This window comes from Lentzea sp. JNUCC 0626, assembly GCF_043632865.1.
GTDB lineage: Bacteria > Actinomycetota > Actinomycetes > Mycobacteriales > Pseudonocardiaceae > Lentzea.
Genome location: NZ_CP171635.1, coordinates 7,363,991 through 7,378,532, shown reverse-complemented (window position 1 = coordinate 7,378,532; position 14,542 = coordinate 7,363,991). Strand labels below are relative to the sequence as shown.

At 68.4% G+C, this 14,542-nt stretch carries 14 protein-coding genes and 1 pseudogene; 8 read left to right on the top strand and 7 right to left on the bottom strand.

What is annotated here, in order from left to right; translation table 11 throughout:
* Positions 1–42 precede the first annotated feature (42 nt).
* Positions 43–669 carry an HAD family hydrolase gene (locus tag JNUCC0626_RS33905; RefSeq protein WP_394614812.1) on the top strand — a complete coding sequence of 209 codons (627 nt, stop codon included), beginning with the start codon at positions 43–45 and terminating at the stop codon, positions 667–669.
* Here the strand turns inward: JNUCC0626_RS33905 and JNUCC0626_RS33900 are convergent.
* Positions 618–1,199: a hypothetical protein gene (locus JNUCC0626_RS33900; RefSeq protein WP_394614811.1), complete on the bottom strand. Its 582-nt coding sequence runs from the start codon at positions 1,197–1,199 to the stop codon at positions 618–620. The genes JNUCC0626_RS33905 and JNUCC0626_RS33900 overlap by 52 nt on opposite strands.
* Before the next feature lie 97 nt (positions 1,200–1,296).
* Positions 1,297–1,659 (bottom strand): hypothetical protein, encoded by a 363-nt coding sequence (locus tag JNUCC0626_RS33895; RefSeq protein WP_394622276.1) that lies wholly within the window; start codon positions 1,657–1,659, stop codon positions 1,297–1,299.
* On the opposite strand from JNUCC0626_RS33895, the pseudogene JNUCC0626_RS33890 reads away from it, so the two are divergent.
* The 3 genes and pseudogenes from JNUCC0626_RS33890 (at position 1,564) to JNUCC0626_RS33880 (ending at position 3,478) form a co-directional block, all read left to right on the top strand.
* Positions 1,564–2,192: pseudogene (locus JNUCC0626_RS33890) on the top strand (DNA-processing protein DprA). The gene JNUCC0626_RS33895 and the pseudogene JNUCC0626_RS33890 sit on opposite strands and share 96 nt — an antisense overlap.
* Position 2,193: 1 nt before the next feature.
* Positions 2,194–2,679 (top strand): ComF family protein, encoded by a 486-nt coding sequence (locus JNUCC0626_RS33885; protein ID WP_394614810.1) that lies wholly within the window; start codon positions 2,194–2,196, stop codon positions 2,677–2,679.
* A gap of 64 nt (positions 2,680–2,743) precedes the next feature.
* Positions 2,744–3,478, top strand: coding sequence for an SDR family NAD(P)-dependent oxidoreductase (locus JNUCC0626_RS33880; protein WP_394614809.1), 735 nt, complete (start codon positions 2,744–2,746; stop codon positions 3,476–3,478).
* Between the two features lie 48 nt (positions 3,479–3,526).
* On the opposite strand, the gene JNUCC0626_RS33875 is transcribed toward JNUCC0626_RS33880, so the two are convergent.
* A complete protein-coding gene (locus JNUCC0626_RS33875) occupies positions 3,527–4,612 on the bottom strand; it encodes an inositol-3-phosphate synthase (RefSeq protein WP_394622158.1) in 1,086 nt (361 codons plus the stop codon).
* A gap of 29 nt (positions 4,613–4,641) precedes the next feature.
* Positions 4,642–5,181 carry a PadR family transcriptional regulator gene (locus tag JNUCC0626_RS33870; RefSeq protein ID WP_394614808.1) on the bottom strand — a complete coding sequence of 180 codons (540 nt, stop codon included), beginning with the start codon at positions 5,179–5,181 and terminating at the stop codon, positions 4,642–4,644.
* 164 nt (positions 5,182–5,345) lie between these two features.
* Here JNUCC0626_RS33870 and JNUCC0626_RS33865 point away from each other — a divergent pair, with 164 nt between their 5' ends.
* The 3 genes from JNUCC0626_RS33865 to JNUCC0626_RS33855 all read left to right on the top strand — a co-directional run bounded on the left by JNUCC0626_RS33865 (position 5,346) and on the right by JNUCC0626_RS33855 (position 10,355).
* Positions 5,346–5,744: a DUF5318 domain-containing protein gene (locus tag JNUCC0626_RS33865; RefSeq protein ID WP_394614807.1), complete on the top strand. Its 399-nt coding sequence runs from the start codon at positions 5,346–5,348 to the stop codon at positions 5,742–5,744.
* Between the two features lie 461 nt (positions 5,745–6,205).
* Positions 6,206–8,638 (top strand): transglycosylase domain-containing protein, encoded by a 2,433-nt coding sequence (locus JNUCC0626_RS33860; protein ID WP_394614806.1) that lies wholly within the window; start codon positions 6,206–6,208, stop codon positions 8,636–8,638.
* Positions 8,639–8,741: 103 nt separating this feature from the next.
* Positions 8,742–10,355: a glycosyltransferase family 87 protein gene (locus JNUCC0626_RS33855; protein WP_394614805.1), complete on the top strand. Its 1,614-nt coding sequence runs from the start codon at positions 8,742–8,744 to the stop codon at positions 10,353–10,355.
* Here the strand turns inward: JNUCC0626_RS33855 and JNUCC0626_RS33850 are convergent.
* From JNUCC0626_RS33850 to JNUCC0626_RS33840, 3 genes are read right to left on the bottom strand one after another with little or no spacing between them, the layout of a single operon-like run.
* The gene (locus JNUCC0626_RS33850; RefSeq protein WP_394614804.1) at positions 10,267–11,274 is read right to left on the bottom strand and encodes a GDSL-type esterase/lipase family protein; all 1,008 of its coding nucleotides are present in this window, start codon (positions 11,272–11,274) and stop codon (positions 10,267–10,269) included. The two genes, JNUCC0626_RS33855 and JNUCC0626_RS33850, sit on opposite strands and share 89 nt — an antisense overlap.
* A gap of 19 nt (positions 11,275–11,293) precedes the next feature.
* The gene (locus JNUCC0626_RS33845) at positions 11,294–12,670 is read right to left on the bottom strand and encodes a glycosyltransferase family 87 protein (RefSeq protein ID WP_394614803.1); all 1,377 of its coding nucleotides are present in this window, start codon (positions 12,668–12,670) and stop codon (positions 11,294–11,296) included.
* Positions 12,671–12,693: 23 nt separating this feature from the next.
* On the bottom strand, positions 12,694–13,464 hold the full coding sequence (locus JNUCC0626_RS33840; RefSeq protein ID WP_394614802.1) for a deoxyribonuclease IV: 771 nt from the start codon (positions 13,462–13,464) through the stop codon (positions 12,694–12,696).
* Positions 13,465–13,596: 132 nt separating this feature from the next.
* On the opposite strand from JNUCC0626_RS33840, the gene JNUCC0626_RS33835 reads away from it, so the two are divergent.
* Entirely contained in the window at positions 13,597–14,535 is a 939-nt protein-coding gene (locus JNUCC0626_RS33835) for a hypothetical protein (protein WP_394614801.1), read from the top strand.
* The last annotated feature ends 7 nt before the right edge of the window (positions 14,536–14,542 follow it).

The following is a 14,542-nucleotide window of genomic DNA, read 5'->3' as shown; positions in this document are numbered from 1 at the left end:
AGCATAGCGAAGTATCATGCGCCACAGGGTACGGTTCGGGGCGTGGATGCGGTGATCTTCGACCTCGACGGCGTGCTGATCGACTCCGAGCAGGTGTGGGACGAGGTGCGGCAGTCGTTCGCCGCTGCTCACGGCGGGGTGTGGACTCCCGAGGCGACTCGGGCGATGCAGGGGATGTCGACGCCGGAGTGGGCCGCGTACCTGGTGTCGCTGGGGGTGCGGCTGTCCGCGGAGGAGGTCTCCGCCGGGGTCATCGCCGAGATGCAGAAGGCTTACGCCGAGCACCTGCCGGTGTTGCCCGGGGCCGCTGAGGCGGTTCAGGCGGTGGCTTCGCGGTTTCCGGTGGCGATCGCTTCTTCCGCGCCGTTGGTGCTGATTCGGGTGTTCCTGGACGTGACCGGGCTGCCGGTGCCCGTTGCGGTGTCGTCGGAGTCTTGTGCGGCCGGGAAGCCTTCGCCGGACGTGTACCTGGCGGCTGCGTCGCAGTTGGGCGTCGCGCCTGAATCCTGTTACGCCGTCGAGGATTCGACCAACGGACTGAAGGCGGCGCTGACTGCCGGGATGACCGTGTTGGCCGTGCCGAACCCGCACTTCCCGCCTGCCGCCGACGTGCTGGCTCAGGTGCGGGTGCTGGGTTCCATCGCCGATTTGCCTGGTGCGCTGGCGTAGCTGAGCGCGGCCATGCCGATCGCGATGCAGGTGCAGGCGATCACGCCCTTCGGCCAGTAGATGTGGCTGCTGAGGAACAGGTAGCTGCCCGCCATCAGGAAGAGCGCGCCGGGGATCGCCTTGAGGCGGTGCTTGAGGAGCGCGCACACCGCGATCGCGAGGCTGGCGGCGAAGAAGCACCACGCGCCAACGGTTCCGAGTTGGTTGCCGATGCGGAAGATGGCCGCGTCGCCGGGTGCGCGGCCGCCGTTCTGCAGGACCAGGGCGCCGCCGCCGATGCCCGCGAGTGCGTCGAGGGCGCCGTAGAAGACGACGTAGCCGAAGGCCGCCAGGCGGGCCGGGTAGCGGACGTAGCGCGGGCTGTCGTCGAGCAGGACCCATTGCGCGGCACCGAGGAGCGGGAAGATCACCGCCAGGATGACGTGCATGTTCTGCCACCACTGGGCGGTCGACGCGTCCAGGTGGTGGGGGTGGGTCAGGCCGATGCCGGCGAGGACCAGGCCGGGGAGGGCGACGAGCAGCGTGCGCACCGGGCGAAGGTAGCGGTGATCATTGCTTTTCCAGCTAGACTCGCCCACTTTCAGGCGATTCGGCCGAGCGCGTCGAACCTGTGTTCGATAGGATGTGTCAGTGGTGAACCGGCGTGAACAGGCGGCGCTCCTGCTCGCACTTCGCGACAGCGGGCGCAGCTGGCCTGACGTCACCAACGCCGTCGAGGACGCGGGGTCCGCTCTCGCCGTGCTGGAGGCACTGCTCACGCCCGACCAGCCGACGCTCGACCACGCCGCGCCCGACGTGGCGGGCCGCCTGGACCTGGTCGAGAAGGAGATCGAGTCCTGGGAGGACGAGGGCATCCACCTCGTCACCGTGCTCGACGAGCAGTACCCGGTCCAGCTGCTGATGGTCCATCAACGGCCGCCTTTCCTGACCTGCAAGGGTTTTCTCGACCCCGCCGACCAGTTCGGCGTCGCCGTCGTCGGCAGCAGGCACGCGAGCGCACGCGGCCTCCACATCACACGCGAGATCGCACGATGCTCGTCAAGCACGACATCACGGTCTTCAGCGGACTGGCGGCGGGCGTTGACACGGCGGCGCACCGAGCCGCAGTGGACGCCGGCGGACGAACGGTCTCCGTCGTCGGAACAGGCCTGCGCCGCGCTTACCCGGCGGAGAACGCCGCCCTGCAGGAGGAGATCTCCAGGACCGGCGCGGTGCTGTCTCAGTTCTGGCCTGACACCGGTCCCGCGAAACACCACTTCCCGATGCGCAACGCCGTCATGAGCGGGTGCAGCGTCGCCACCGTCGTCGTGGAGGCGGGAGAGAAGAGCGGCACCCGGATCCAGGCACGCCTCGCTCTGGAACACGGCCGGCACGTCTTCCTGCTGCCCGAGGTCGTGTCCGGCACGACCTGGGGTCGTGAGATGTCGGAGCGGCCCAACACGACGGTCCTGGAAGGCCCCGACCACCTGCTGCACGTGCTGGACGAGCTGCGGGCCGGAGTTCCGGACCTGATCGACCTCTGACGTGAGTCCGCTCAGCCGCGTCCTCGAGCGGTATCAGAACATCCTCATCGCACCACCTGGCCGGGGCCCGAACGTGTGCGTCACGTGCTTTCGCGCCACCGAGCACCTCCGCTGCCTCGGTGAGTTCGACCTCGTGACGGTCGTACCGGGCACCCGGCAACGCAAGGCCGCGCACCCCTTGATCGACATCCTCAGCCGGCGCCTCAACATCACCCGACAGCGCTTCACCGAAACTCTCGGCACGTCGAGCACGAACACCCGGCAGCTGCGACCGAACGAGTACACGGTCGAGGCGGACGTCGCCGGCAAACGAGTGCTGCTGGTAGACGATCAGTGGACATCAGGTGCGAGCCTTCAGTCGTCCGCGATCGCGCTCAAGCGGGCGGGAGCCACGCGAGTTGTGGGCCTGGTCATCGGACGACGGCTCGATGCGGCGCCGACCGGCGAGTTCGACTGGGGCGCCTGCGTTCTCTGCCAGCAAGGCTGATGCTGAGCACCAGATCGCGTGCCGGTGGCTCCCGCCGAGCCCGAACTGTCCTTAGCGTGGCGGTATGACGCAACGAGTTGCTGTGGTCACCGGCACCGCGCAGGGCATGGGGCTGCGGATCGCCGAAGTGCTGCGCGAGGACGGGTTCGCCGTCGTCGGCTTCGACCTGCAGGAGAGCCAGGACGGGGTCGTCGGCAACGTCGCCAGCGCCGCGGACGTCCAACGCCTGACCGAGCACGTCATGACCACCCACGGCCGGGTCGACGTGTTGGTCAACAACGCCGGGATCGCGGGCATCGTGCCGTTCGAGGACACGAGTCTGGAGCAGTGGGAACGGATCATGGCGGTCAACCTGACCGGGCCGTTCCTGCTCACGCAGGCGCTGGGCAAGATCATGCTGGCACAGCAGTCGGGCAGCGTCGTCAACATCGCGTCCGTGGCCGGGTTGCAGGGTGTGGCGGACCGGGCCGCGTACAACACGACCAAGCACGGGCTGATCGGGCTGACCCGCACCCTGGCCGTCGAGTGGGGTGGCAGGGGCGTGCGGGTCAACGCAGTGTGTCCCGGGTGGGTCAAGACCGAGATGGACGTCGAGTCGCAGGCCGGCGGGTACTACGTGGACGACGACATCACGGAGCACGTGCCGATGGGGCGGTTCGCGGCGCCGGACGACATCGCGCAGGCCGTGCGGTTCCTGGCGGGCGACAACGCCAAGTACGTCAACGGGGTCGCGTTGCCCGTGGACGGCGGGTGGACGGCGGACGGCAGCTGGCAGAAGCTCCGGCTGTCCAAGCGCTAACCCAAAGAAAAGGGGCCGCCCCCGAGAAGGAGGCGGCCCCAGCGACGATCAGACCTCGCCGCGGATGAACTTCTCCACGGCCTCGTGCGCCTCGGAGTCCGAGTACTGCACGGGCGGGGACTTCATGAAGTACGAGGAGGCCGAGAGGATCGGGCCGCCGATGCCGCGGTCCAGGGCGATCTTCGCCGCGCGGACCGCGTCGATGATGATGCCCGCGGAGTTCGGGGAGTCCCAGACCTCCAGCTTGTACTCGAGGTTCAGCGGGACGTCGCCGAACGCGCGGCCCTCGAGACGCACGTAGGCCCACTTGCGGTCGTCGAGCCACGCGACGTAGTCGGACGGGCCGATGTGGACGTTGCGCTTGCCCATCTCGCGGTCCACCTGGGACGTGACGGCCTGGGTCTTGGAGACCTTCTTGGACTCCAGGCGCTCCAGTTCCTTCATGTTCAGGAAGTCCATGTTGCCGCCCACGTTCAGCTGCATGGTGCGGTCGAGCTGGACGCCGCGGTCCTCGAACAGCTTCGCCAGCACGCGGTGCGTGATGGTGGCGCCGACCTGGGACTTGATGTCGTCACCGACGATCGGGACGCCGGCGGCGCGGAACTTCTCCGCCCACTCCGGGTCCGACGCGATGAAGACCGGCAGGGCGTTGACGAAGCCGACACCGGCGTCGATGGCGCACTGGGCGTAGAAGCGGTCCGCGTCCTCGGAACCCACGGGCAGGTACGAGACCAGCACGTCGACCTCGGCGTCGCGCAGCGCCTGCACCACGTCGACCGGCGCCGCGTCGGACTCCTCGATCGTCTCCCGGTAGAAGCGACCGAGACCGTCGTAGGTGTGCCCGCGCTGCACGACGACGCCGAGCGGCGGCACGTCCGCGATCTTGATGGTGTTGTTCTCGCTGGCCCCGATGGCCTCGGAGAGGTCGACACCCACCTTCTTCGCGTCCACGTCGAACGCTGCGACGAACTCGACGTCGCGCACGTGGTAGTCACCGAACTGCACGTGCATCAGACCGGGCACGCGGGTGCTCGGGTCGGCGTCACGGTAGTAGTGGACGCCCTGCACCAGCGACGCCGCGCAGTTGCCAACCCCGACGATGGCCACTCGAACGGTGCGGCGGTTTTCGCCCATTGCCGAGTCCTCCTTGATCAACATGTGAGTTACTGCTCGTCCTGCTCGGACTTCTCGTGCGCGATGAGCTCGTTGAGCCACCGCACCTCGCGCTCCGTGCTTTCCAGGCCTTGGCTGTGCAGCTCACGGGTGTAGCGGTCGATCTGCTCACCGGTTCGCGTCAGTCGCTCGCGCAGGCCCTCCCTGCGTTCTTCGACACACCGCCGGCGGCCTTCGAGGATGCGCATCCTCACATCGGCCGGCGTGCGCGAGAAGAACGCCAGGTGGACCCCGAACGAGTCGTCGTCCCAGGTCTGCGGACCGGCGTCGGCCAGGAGATCGGCGAACCGCTCCTTGCCTTCCGGGGTCAGCTTGTAGACCTTGCGAGCCCGACGTCCCCAAGAAAGGGCCGAGTCCTCCGGCCCCTCCTCCACGATCAGGCCCGCCCTCTGGAGTCGCCGCAGTGTTGGGTACAGCGATCCGTAGGAGAACGCGCGAAACGCTCCGAGCAGGTCATGCAAGCGCTTGCGCAGCTCGTAGCCGTGCATGGGCGCCTCGTGCAGCAGGCCGAGCAGCGCGAACTCGAACACGAGTCACCTCCCCGCACCTGCACCGATAGGTGAGGTGATTATATCGGTGCGATACATCGTGTGCTCCTCAGAACTGTGGGATGTGGCACACCGTGATACCGCGCCGACTACTGCTGCCCTGAACGGCCCATCGTCGAAAAGCGCCCGGCACGTACTCTTGTCACGTGTTGACCCAACGACAGGTGGTGGACTACTCGCTGCAGCGCCGTGCGCTGCTGGCGGAGGTCTATGCCGGTCGCACGGGCACCATGGAGGTCTGCGACGCGAACCCGTACCTGCTGCGAGCTGCGAAGTTCCACGGTACGGCCACAGATGTGCCCTGCCCGGTGTGCCGCAAGGAACCGCTCACCCAGGTGTCGTGGGTCTACGGTGACGAACTCAAGCACGCGTCCGGCTCGGCCCGCACACCTGAAGAACTGGTGAAGATGGCGAACCTCTTCGACGAGTTCTCCGTGTACCTCGTAGAGGTTTGCCGCACATGCAGTTGGAACCACCTGGTGCAGTCATACGTCCTGGGGAAGCGTGGGCTGGAAAAGCCACGCAGGAGGACTGCGGCGGAATGACGCTCAGGTGACACTGCTCCGAACGAAGTACGACCACCGAACCGTGTGCTGATGCACGCCGGTCTGGGAGGCCTTTTCACGTGAACGACCAGCATGATGACCGGCAGCGCGGAGGCGAGCCGCAGTGGCCGACCGGGGACGACCCGGACGGCGGCGGCACGAGGCGCGATGTCCCGAATCAGCCGCGACCGGGTACCCCACCCGGCGGTTTCGCGCGCCCTCCTCAGGGTGGCACGCCGCCCGGTGGTTTCCCACAGCAACAGCCTCCGCGCCGCCCGAACGGACCAGGCGGTCCGCAGGGTGGGCCGCAGGGCGGTCCCGGCCGGCCGATGAACGGTCCGGGCGGACCGGGCCCGCAGGGTGGACCCGGTGGTCCCCAGGGCGGTCCCGGTGGTCCCGGCATGCCGCCGGGTGGCCCCGGTGGGCCTGGCGGCAACCGTCCGCCGACGCCTCCCGGTGGGATGCCCATCGCCCCGCCTCCCGGCGCCCGTCGCCCCGGTGGTCCTGGTGGCCCCGGCGGTCCCGGCCCGCAGGGTGGCCCCGGCCGTCCCGGCATGCCCCCGCGCAACCCCGGCGAGGAGCGCACCACGCAGATGCCGCCGGTCAGCCGACCGGCGACGCAGCGCGAGCCCGAGCTCATCACCCACCGCGAGCCTGACGACGAGTTCCTCATGGCCGGCGTGGACGACGATGACGACGAGTACTACGACGACGAGCCGGAGCTCACCGAAGAGGAGGAGCGTCGGCTGCGCAAGAAGAAGATCTGGAAGCGCGTCCGCATCGGTGCGTTCGTCGCCATCGGCATGATGATCCTGGGTCCGGTGATCGCCATCGCGGTCGCGTACCCGCTGGTCGACTGGCCGCGCCCGAACGAGATCGCCGACGCCCAGGACAAGACGATCACGCTGCTCTACTCGGACGGCTCCGAGATGGGCAAGATCACCTCGCCGGGCCAGAACCGCACGCTCCTCACCTACGAGGAGATCCCGGACAACGTGAAGAACGCGGTCATGGCCGCGGAGGACGCGAACTTCTACGACAACCCCGGCTTCGACGCCAAGGCCATCGTGCGCGCCGTCTGGATCCAGGCGACGGGTGGCAGCTCGGGTGGTTCCGGTCTGACGCAGCAGTACATCAAGAAGGCCACGGGCAACGAGGAAGCGACGCTGACTCGTAAGTTCACCGAGCTCGTCAAGGCCTACAAGATGAGCAACGAGTCGGACCACAACACGATCCTCACCGCGTACCTCAACACGGTGTACTTCGGCCGTGGCGCGAACGGCTTCAAGGCCGCGTCGCAGGTCTACTACAACAAGCCGATGGCGGAGCTCAGCCCGTCGGAGGCCGCGCTCATCGCCGGCATGATCCAGACGCCTTCCTGGTCGGAGGACGTCGAGTACTCGAAGAAGCGCTGGGAGTTCGTGATGCTCCAGATGCTTCAGAAGAAGTGGATCAGCCAGGCCGACTACGACGCCCGCAAGTACCCGGACCCGCTGCCGTTCGAGCAGACGCAGCCCGCCGGTCTCGACGGTCCGCTCGCCCGCGTGAGCCAGCAGGTCCAGAACGAGATCGACAGCGGCATCGGCAACCTCAGCATGGAGCGTGCGCAGAAGGTCGGCGTCACGATCACCACGACGATCGACAAGGGCATGCAGCAGGCCGCCCTCGACGCCGTGAACTCCGTGATGGAGGGCCAGGATCCGGAGCTGCGGACGTCGCTCAGCGCGATCGAGCCTCAGTCGGGCGCCGTCAGGGCGTACTACCCCGGCAAGGACGGCCTGAAGGGCATCGACTACGCCAAGGGCACGATCCAGGAGGCCGGCTCGTCGTTCAAGCCGTTCGACCTGGTGGCCGCGCTCAAGGCGGGCAAGGGCATCGGCGACACCTACGACGCCACCCCGCGCAAGATCGCCGGCGTCGAGGTCCGCAACGCGGGCAACACCACGTGCGGCAAGCAGTGCCCGATCAAGCAGGCCATGAAGGAGTCTCTCAACACCGTGTTCTACGACATGGTGGCGGGTCCGGAGGGCACGGGCACCAAGGCCGTGGCCGACGCGGCGCACGCGGCGGGCATCCCGAAGGTCGTGCGGGTCGGTGGCGCGGAGAAGCAGACCCTGGTCGGTGAGGGCGGCAACCCGCCCACCGCCGGTATCGCCATCGGCGCGGACAGCGCGCAGGTGCGGCCGTTCGACATGGCCTCGGCGTACGCGACGTTCGCGGCCCGCGGCATGTACCGCCAGCCGTTCTTCGTCTCGAAGGTCGTCGGTCCGACCGGTGACGTCCTCTTCCAGCACGTCGACCAGGCGGTGCCGGCGTTCGACCCGGTGGAGACGAAGAGCCGCGACATCGCCGACAACGTCACGGAGACGCTGAAGGCGATCCCGTCCGGCGCCATCGCGTGTGCCGGCGGCCGCCCGTGCGCCGGCAAGACCGGTACGCACGAGCTCCCCGGCAGCCTCGACCAGAACTCGAAGGCCTGGATGGTCGGCTACACGCCGCAGCTGTCCGCCGCCGTGTGGGTCGGCAAGGACCAGGGCAACGTGGCCATCAAGGACAAGACCGGCAAGGCCGTCTTCGGTTCCGGTCTCCCCGGCCTGATGTGGAAGAAGTTCATGGACGCGGCACTCGCGAACGCGCAGAAGGAAGCGTTCCCGACGCCGGTCCCGCTCGGCAACTTCAACCCGCCGAAGAAGTCCGACCCGCCGTCGGTGCCGCAGAGCAACAACCAGCCGTCGAGCAACCCCGACAAGCCGTCGCAGACCTCGGAGCCCGGCAAGCCGTCGCAGACGAAGCCGTCCGGCCCCGGCTGCATCCCCGGCATCACCTGCGACCCGTCCGGTGAGCCGCCGGACCCGTCGCAGACGAGGCCGAGGGGCGGTAATCCAGGAGGCTGACCAGTGAAGGGGCCCGGTGCGCAACGCACCGGGCCCCTTCGCTTTCTGCCGTTACCTGGGATGTTGACCACGGCGAAACGGTCTTGGCCGTAACATCCGCCCCGTGCCCAGCAGCCCTGCCGAGCTTCCCGCCGAGTCCTCCGAGAAGGACCTCGCCGAGGACACCGACTCGCTCACGCCCGAGGAGCGCGTCGCACCGACGTGGACCGAGTCACTGGCGCGCGGCCTGAGCAGACCGTTCGGCGGTCCGCTCGGCGAGCACGCGCTGGTCGGCAGGAACTACTTCTGGACGGCCGTGCGGGTGATCCTGATGCTCGCCGTCGTCACGTTGCTGCTGGGGTGGGTGCAGAAGTCGCCGTGCGTCCAGCAGTACGTGGACGACAAGGGCGTCGTGCAGCTCGACTGGCGGGGGAGCCGGCAGTTCGTCGCGCTCTGCTACTCCGACACCGTGCCGCTCTACACGGCGGAACGGCTCGACCAGCAGGGCTCCTTCCCGTACATCACGTCGTGGAAGGACGACGAGGGCAAGCCGACCGAGCACGTCCGGTACATGGAGTACCCGGTCGTCACGGGCTTGTTCATGTGGCTCAACGCGCGCGTTGCGCAGGGCCTCGTGGCGTTGGTGCCCGGTCTGCCGATGACCGTCATCGTGTTCTTCAACGTCACGGCGTTCTGGCTCGCGGTGGCGTGGCTGGTGACGGTGTTCTCGGTGGCCCGCATCGCGCGGCGCCGGACGTGGGACGCGGCGATAGTCGCTGTCTCGCCGTTGGTCATCGTGCACGCGTTCACGAACTTCGACACGATCGCGACGGCGTTCGCCACGGCGGGCATGCTGGCGTGGGCGCGGAAGAAACCCGTGCTCGCCGGTGTCCTGCTGGGGCTCGGTGGTGCGGCGAAGCTCTATCCGTTGTTCCTGCTCGGACCGTTGCTGTTGTTGTGCTGGCGGTCCGAAAGACTCAAGGTCGGTCTCACCACCACTGCGGCGGCCATAGGCGCGTGGGCGTTGGTGAACGCACCGCTGGCGTTGAACCCGGCGTCGCACACGGGCTGGAGAGAGTTCTTCAGGCTCAACACCGAACGCAACGCGGACCCGGACACGCTCTACAACGTCCTCGTGCAGTGGACGGGCTGGCAGGGCTTCGACCCCGGCCTGACGCAGGGACAACCGCCGACGGTCCTCAACACGGTCAGCATGGTGCTGTTCCTGGTCTGCTGCGCCGGGATCGCGTACGTGGCCCTGTCGGCGCCGACCCGGCCGCGGCTGGCCCAGCTCGGGTTCCTCGTGGTGGCGGCGTTCCTGCTGACGAACAAGGTGTGGAGCCCGCAGTACTCGCTCTGGCTGGTGCCGCTGGCCGTGCTCGCGTTGCCGCGCTGGAAGTTGTTGCTGGCGTGGATGACCGTCGACGCGCTGGTGTGGGTGCCGCGCATGTACTTCTACCTCGGCACGGACCACAAGGGACTGCCGATCGACTGGTTCCTCGGCGCCGTGCTGCTGCGGGACGCGGCCGTCATCGCGTTGTGCGTGCTGATCATCAAGGAGATCTACCACCCGGAACGCGACCTGGTGCGGATGGCGGGCGACGACCCGTTGGCGGGTGTGCTGGCCGACGCGCCGGACCGGCCTCTGGTCAAACCCGCACGAGGCGAGCCATTGCACCGAATGCGGTCCCGTTCGGATGCAGGTGATCACCGGAGTCGAACTCCGGACGCAGTCTGAGCGGATCGGCGCCGTCCCGCACGGCGGCGTCGAAGTCGATGGCGTCGGGGAAGGTGGCGCGGATCCACGCGTTCACCTTCTGGCGCTGCTGCTCGCGTTCCTCGGTCCAGGAGAACCAGCCGCGCCACGGCGTGATGGTGCCGACGCGGAACTCCACGCCCTCGTTGCGGCACCGCGCCTGAACGGTCCGGATGCCCGCGATGACGTTCTCGGCGCTGACGCTGTTCTGGATGTCGTTGATGCCGCCGAGCAGCACGACCTTGCGGACTTCCTTGCTGTACAGCACGTCCCGGTAGACACGGGTGACCATCGGCGCGTTGCCCAGCACCACGCCGTTGCCGTTGATGCCGGCGTTGAGCACCGCGTAGTCGGTCTCGACCAGTGACGGCCAGGTGTTCTCGTACCAGCCTTCGGTGATCGAGTCGCCGAACATCACCACGGCGCCCGGTGCGGTGAAGCCCGCGACCTCGACCGCGGAGATGAGGCAGATCTGCTCACGGGTCGAGGTGATCGTGCGGTGCGCACGGGCCTGGCACGGCGTTCCGGCCGGTGTGTACGTGCGGATGTCCAGCGTGTCACGGACGTTGAGCTGCACGGCGTCGCTGTAGACCTCACCGCGCGCACGGATGGTCACGGCTGTGGACCTGTCGAACGTGAGCCGGCGCGTCTCTCCGTCCGCCGTGACGACGACCTCCTGGACGCGGACGGGCTTGGTGCCCAGGAGGTTCGACAGCCTGAGGCGCACCGACGTGCCGCCCGCCGCGAGGTCGACGGTGGTGCGGACGCTCTGGTCCGGCACCGCGCTCGCCTGGGTCGGCACGGCCTGCCACACGGGCAGCCAGCGGATCACCTCCGACCGCACCGGCACGCCGGAGGCACCGCAGACCAGCAGCAACGCCAGCGCGATGATCAGCCTCACGCCTGCAGTCTGCGTCGGGTCAGGCCCCCGCGGCTACCGGTTTGCGGACGAACTTCAGATCTTCGTGGTCGTCCTCGGTGACGTCCTTCGACTTCAGGAACACCACGAACAACGCCACGAGCAACGCGGCCCGGCCCCACACGCCGATCATCACGGCCTGCGCGGAGAAGCTGTCGTAGATCCCGGCGGGCTGGCCGAACTCGATCGCCCAGAACCAGCGGAAGATGCCGATGCCCATCGCGAGGTCGACGACGAAGTACGCGAACGCCCACATGAGCCGCACGCGCAACAGCACGAGGAACGGCACCAGCCACAGCGTGTACTGCGGCGAGTGGACCTTGTGCAGCAACATGAAGCCGCACAGCATCGCGCCGGACACCGCGATCCACGGGTAGCTGCCCTCACGCCGGAAGCGGTGCCAGCCGTAGCCCGCGGCGATCGCGAACGAGATCAGGATCGCGATCGGCGAGATCACGCCGACCAACGACTGCATCGGGTCGTCGCCGATGAACGGCCGCAGGCCCCAGTACCAGATCGAGTTCGTGGTGATGTCGACCCGGCGCAGCGACTGGAACTCGAACGACGCCGCCCAGCCGTCGTACCCGGCGATCGCGAACGGCAGGTTGACCAGCACGACCGTGATGATCGAGGCGAGGCCGACCTTGATCGCGCCGGCGACGTCGACCTTCTTGCCGTTCGGCATCTCCTGGCCGCGCCAGCCACCGGTGGCGACGAAGAGCATCAGCGGCAGCACGAACGCCGCCGGGTAGACCTTGAACGCGAACCCGAGGCCCAGCAGAACGGACGCGACCACCGCTCTCTCGACCAGCGGCCGGTTCCAGCGGTGCACCACGAAGACCGCGGCGACCGAGCACAGCACGACCGGCAGGTCCCAGTTGTGGAACGCGTAGAGGATCAGCGGTGGACCGATCGCCCACAGCAGGGCGCGCCAGCGGGCGAGCTTGCCCAGCAACCAGCCCGTGAGCAGGCCCATCGGCGCCATCAGCAGCGACGAGTAGAGCAGGTACTCCGCGTCGTTGTGCGCGAAGATCGCGCCCGCCCAGATCAGCAGGCCGGAGAGCACCGGGTACTCGACCGTGCCCCCGATGAGGGTGCCCTTGTCGTTGATGCTGCCGTCGACGTAGGGGAAGACGTGGCGGTCGATGTCGCGCCCGATCCAGAGGTGCTGGATGTCGGAGTAGCAGACGTCTTCCTTGTTGCGTTCGTCGTAGTCGGGCTGCGTGCGGCCCCACTGGTCGAACGACGGACCGGTGCAGCGGTCCTTGTTGATGAAGCCGAGCAGCAGCGTGAGCCCGCACAGGAGCACGAGCACGACGGCGGCGGCGCTGCCGAAGCGGTTCGCGAAACGCCGGGCGTCGCCTCGCTCGGGCGTCACGCTCACCACCTCGTGCACGGTGTTCACCGGCCGGCGCGGTCGCGCAGGAAGGCGATGTCTTCCGCCTGGCCCTCGTCCGGTGTCTCCACCACGACGGGGCACCCGGCGGTGGCGACCACGGCCGCCAGCTGGTCGGCGTCGATGGTGCCAGTCTTGATGTTGTCGTGCCGATCGCGCGCCGAACCGAACTCGTCCTTCGAGCTGTTGAGGTGCACGAGGTCGATGCGGCCGGTGATGGCTTTCACCCGTTCGACGATGCCGACCAGGTCCTCGCCCGCCGCGAACGCGTGGCAGGTGTCGAGGCAGAAGCCGGAGCCGAACTCGCCGACCGCGTCCCAGAGGCGCTTGATGTTGTCGAACGAGCGCGCCATCGCGTTGTCGCCGCCCGCGGTGTTCTCGATCAGCACCGGGACCGCGAAGCCGCCGTCGGCGACCTGCCGTTCGAAGAACTTGCGCCAGTTCGCGAAGCCCTCTGCCGGGTCCTCGCCCTTGGTGACGTGGCCGCCGTGCACGATCAGGCCCTTGGCACCGACCGCGGCAGCCCCCTCCGCGTGCTGGATCACGTTCTTCCTGGACGGAATCCGGATCTTGTTGTTCAGCGACGCGATGTTGATCAGATACGGCGCGTGGATGAACACCTCGAGGTCGGAGGCGAGCAGGGCCTCCGTCTGCGGGTGGGGCTGGGGCTTCTTCCAGCCTTGGGGATCGGACAGGAAGAACTGGACGACTTCGGCCCCGCGTTCGGCAGCGGCGCCGACCGGGTCGTCGTCGCGTACATGGGCCCCGATGCGCATAACGCAGGAGGGTAGTCGTCGTCCCTAACGTCATCGCAGCCGCCGCCGATAGGAGTAATTGCGAAAACTGGGGGTGGTCCGCGTCACCACCAGGACCTACGGTCGTTACTAGAGAGTAGGAAAGGGGTTCGCATGAGGCTGTTGAGCGTCGCCGCCACGGCGCTGCTGGCCCTGGCGTCCGCTTCGGTGGGCGGGGTCGCGCACGCGGCTGATCCCATCGTGGTCGGGAGCTGTGCCACGTCCGTGCAGGGCGCGCCCGGCACTCCCATCTCTCTGAGTCCGAGTGCCGTGACGCAGCCGATCACCGACCTCGTCCGCGCCGTTCCGCTGCTCGGGCCGCCGCTCGCTGAACCGTTCCAGAAGGCGTTCGCGCAGGCCAAGCCCATGCCGATCGGCGCGGTGCAGCTCGGGACGCAGACCATTTCCGGCGCGACGATCGCCAACGCGGTGATGGTCGAGGTCAACAAGATCCCGCTGCTCGGGCCGATCCTCGGCACGCTCGACAAGACCGTGCGGCAGACGCTGACGCAGGGCTGCCAGGTGACCGTCGTCGGCGTGAACGCGGTCGCGGCGCCGATCCAGGACGGGGCCAAGGCCGTCGGCGACGCCTCTCAGAACGCCGTGGGCGGGCTCATCCCGGGCGCTCCGAAACCGCCTGGTCAGCAGCCTCCCGGTGGTCAGCCGGGGACCCAGCCCGGAACGCAGCCGGGCACGCAGCCCGGTGTGCCCGGCGTCGGAGCCGGTGCGCCCAGCAACCGCGACTTCTCGCTGTACCCGATCGGTTCGAACTTCGGGCGCGTGCCGCTGTTCAGCTACGGCTCGCTGCCGTTCGCGATGCCCGGCCTGTACTCGCCGTCCCCCGGCGTCCGGTACGGCTCGCCGGTGCCGCGCGCGTCCAACGGCACCGGCATCGAGGGCGACTCGGTGCAGGCCGCCGGTCGCGCCACGGCGTTGCCCCGGCTCTCGGGACCCGGCGGCGTCGGTGCTCCGGTGCTGGTCGCGGTGCTGATGCTGGCGCTGGTCACGGGCGCGCTGGTGCGGACCTGGGTGCTCCGCCGCACCCCTGCGTAGTCGCCGG

Coding starts and splice junctions, on each gene's coding strand:
- JNUCC0626_RS33880 (WP_394614809.1), top strand. CDS start 2,744: ATGACGCAACGAGTTGCTGTGGTCACCGGCACCGCGCAGGGCATGGGG.
- JNUCC0626_RS33860 (WP_394614806.1), top strand. CDS start 6,206: ATGCCCATCGCCCCGCCTCCCGGCGCCCGTCGCCCCGGTGGTCCTGGT.
- JNUCC0626_RS33840 (WP_394614802.1), bottom strand. CDS start 13,464: ATGCGCATCGGGGCCCATGTACGCGACGACGACCCGGTCGGCGCCGCT.
- JNUCC0626_RS33875 (WP_394622158.1), bottom strand. CDS start 4,612: ATGGGCGAAAACCGCCGCACCGTTCGAGTGGCCATCGTCGGGGTTGGC.
- JNUCC0626_RS33835 (WP_394614801.1), top strand. CDS start 13,597: ATGAGGCTGTTGAGCGTCGCCGCCACGGCGCTGCTGGCCCTGGCGTCC.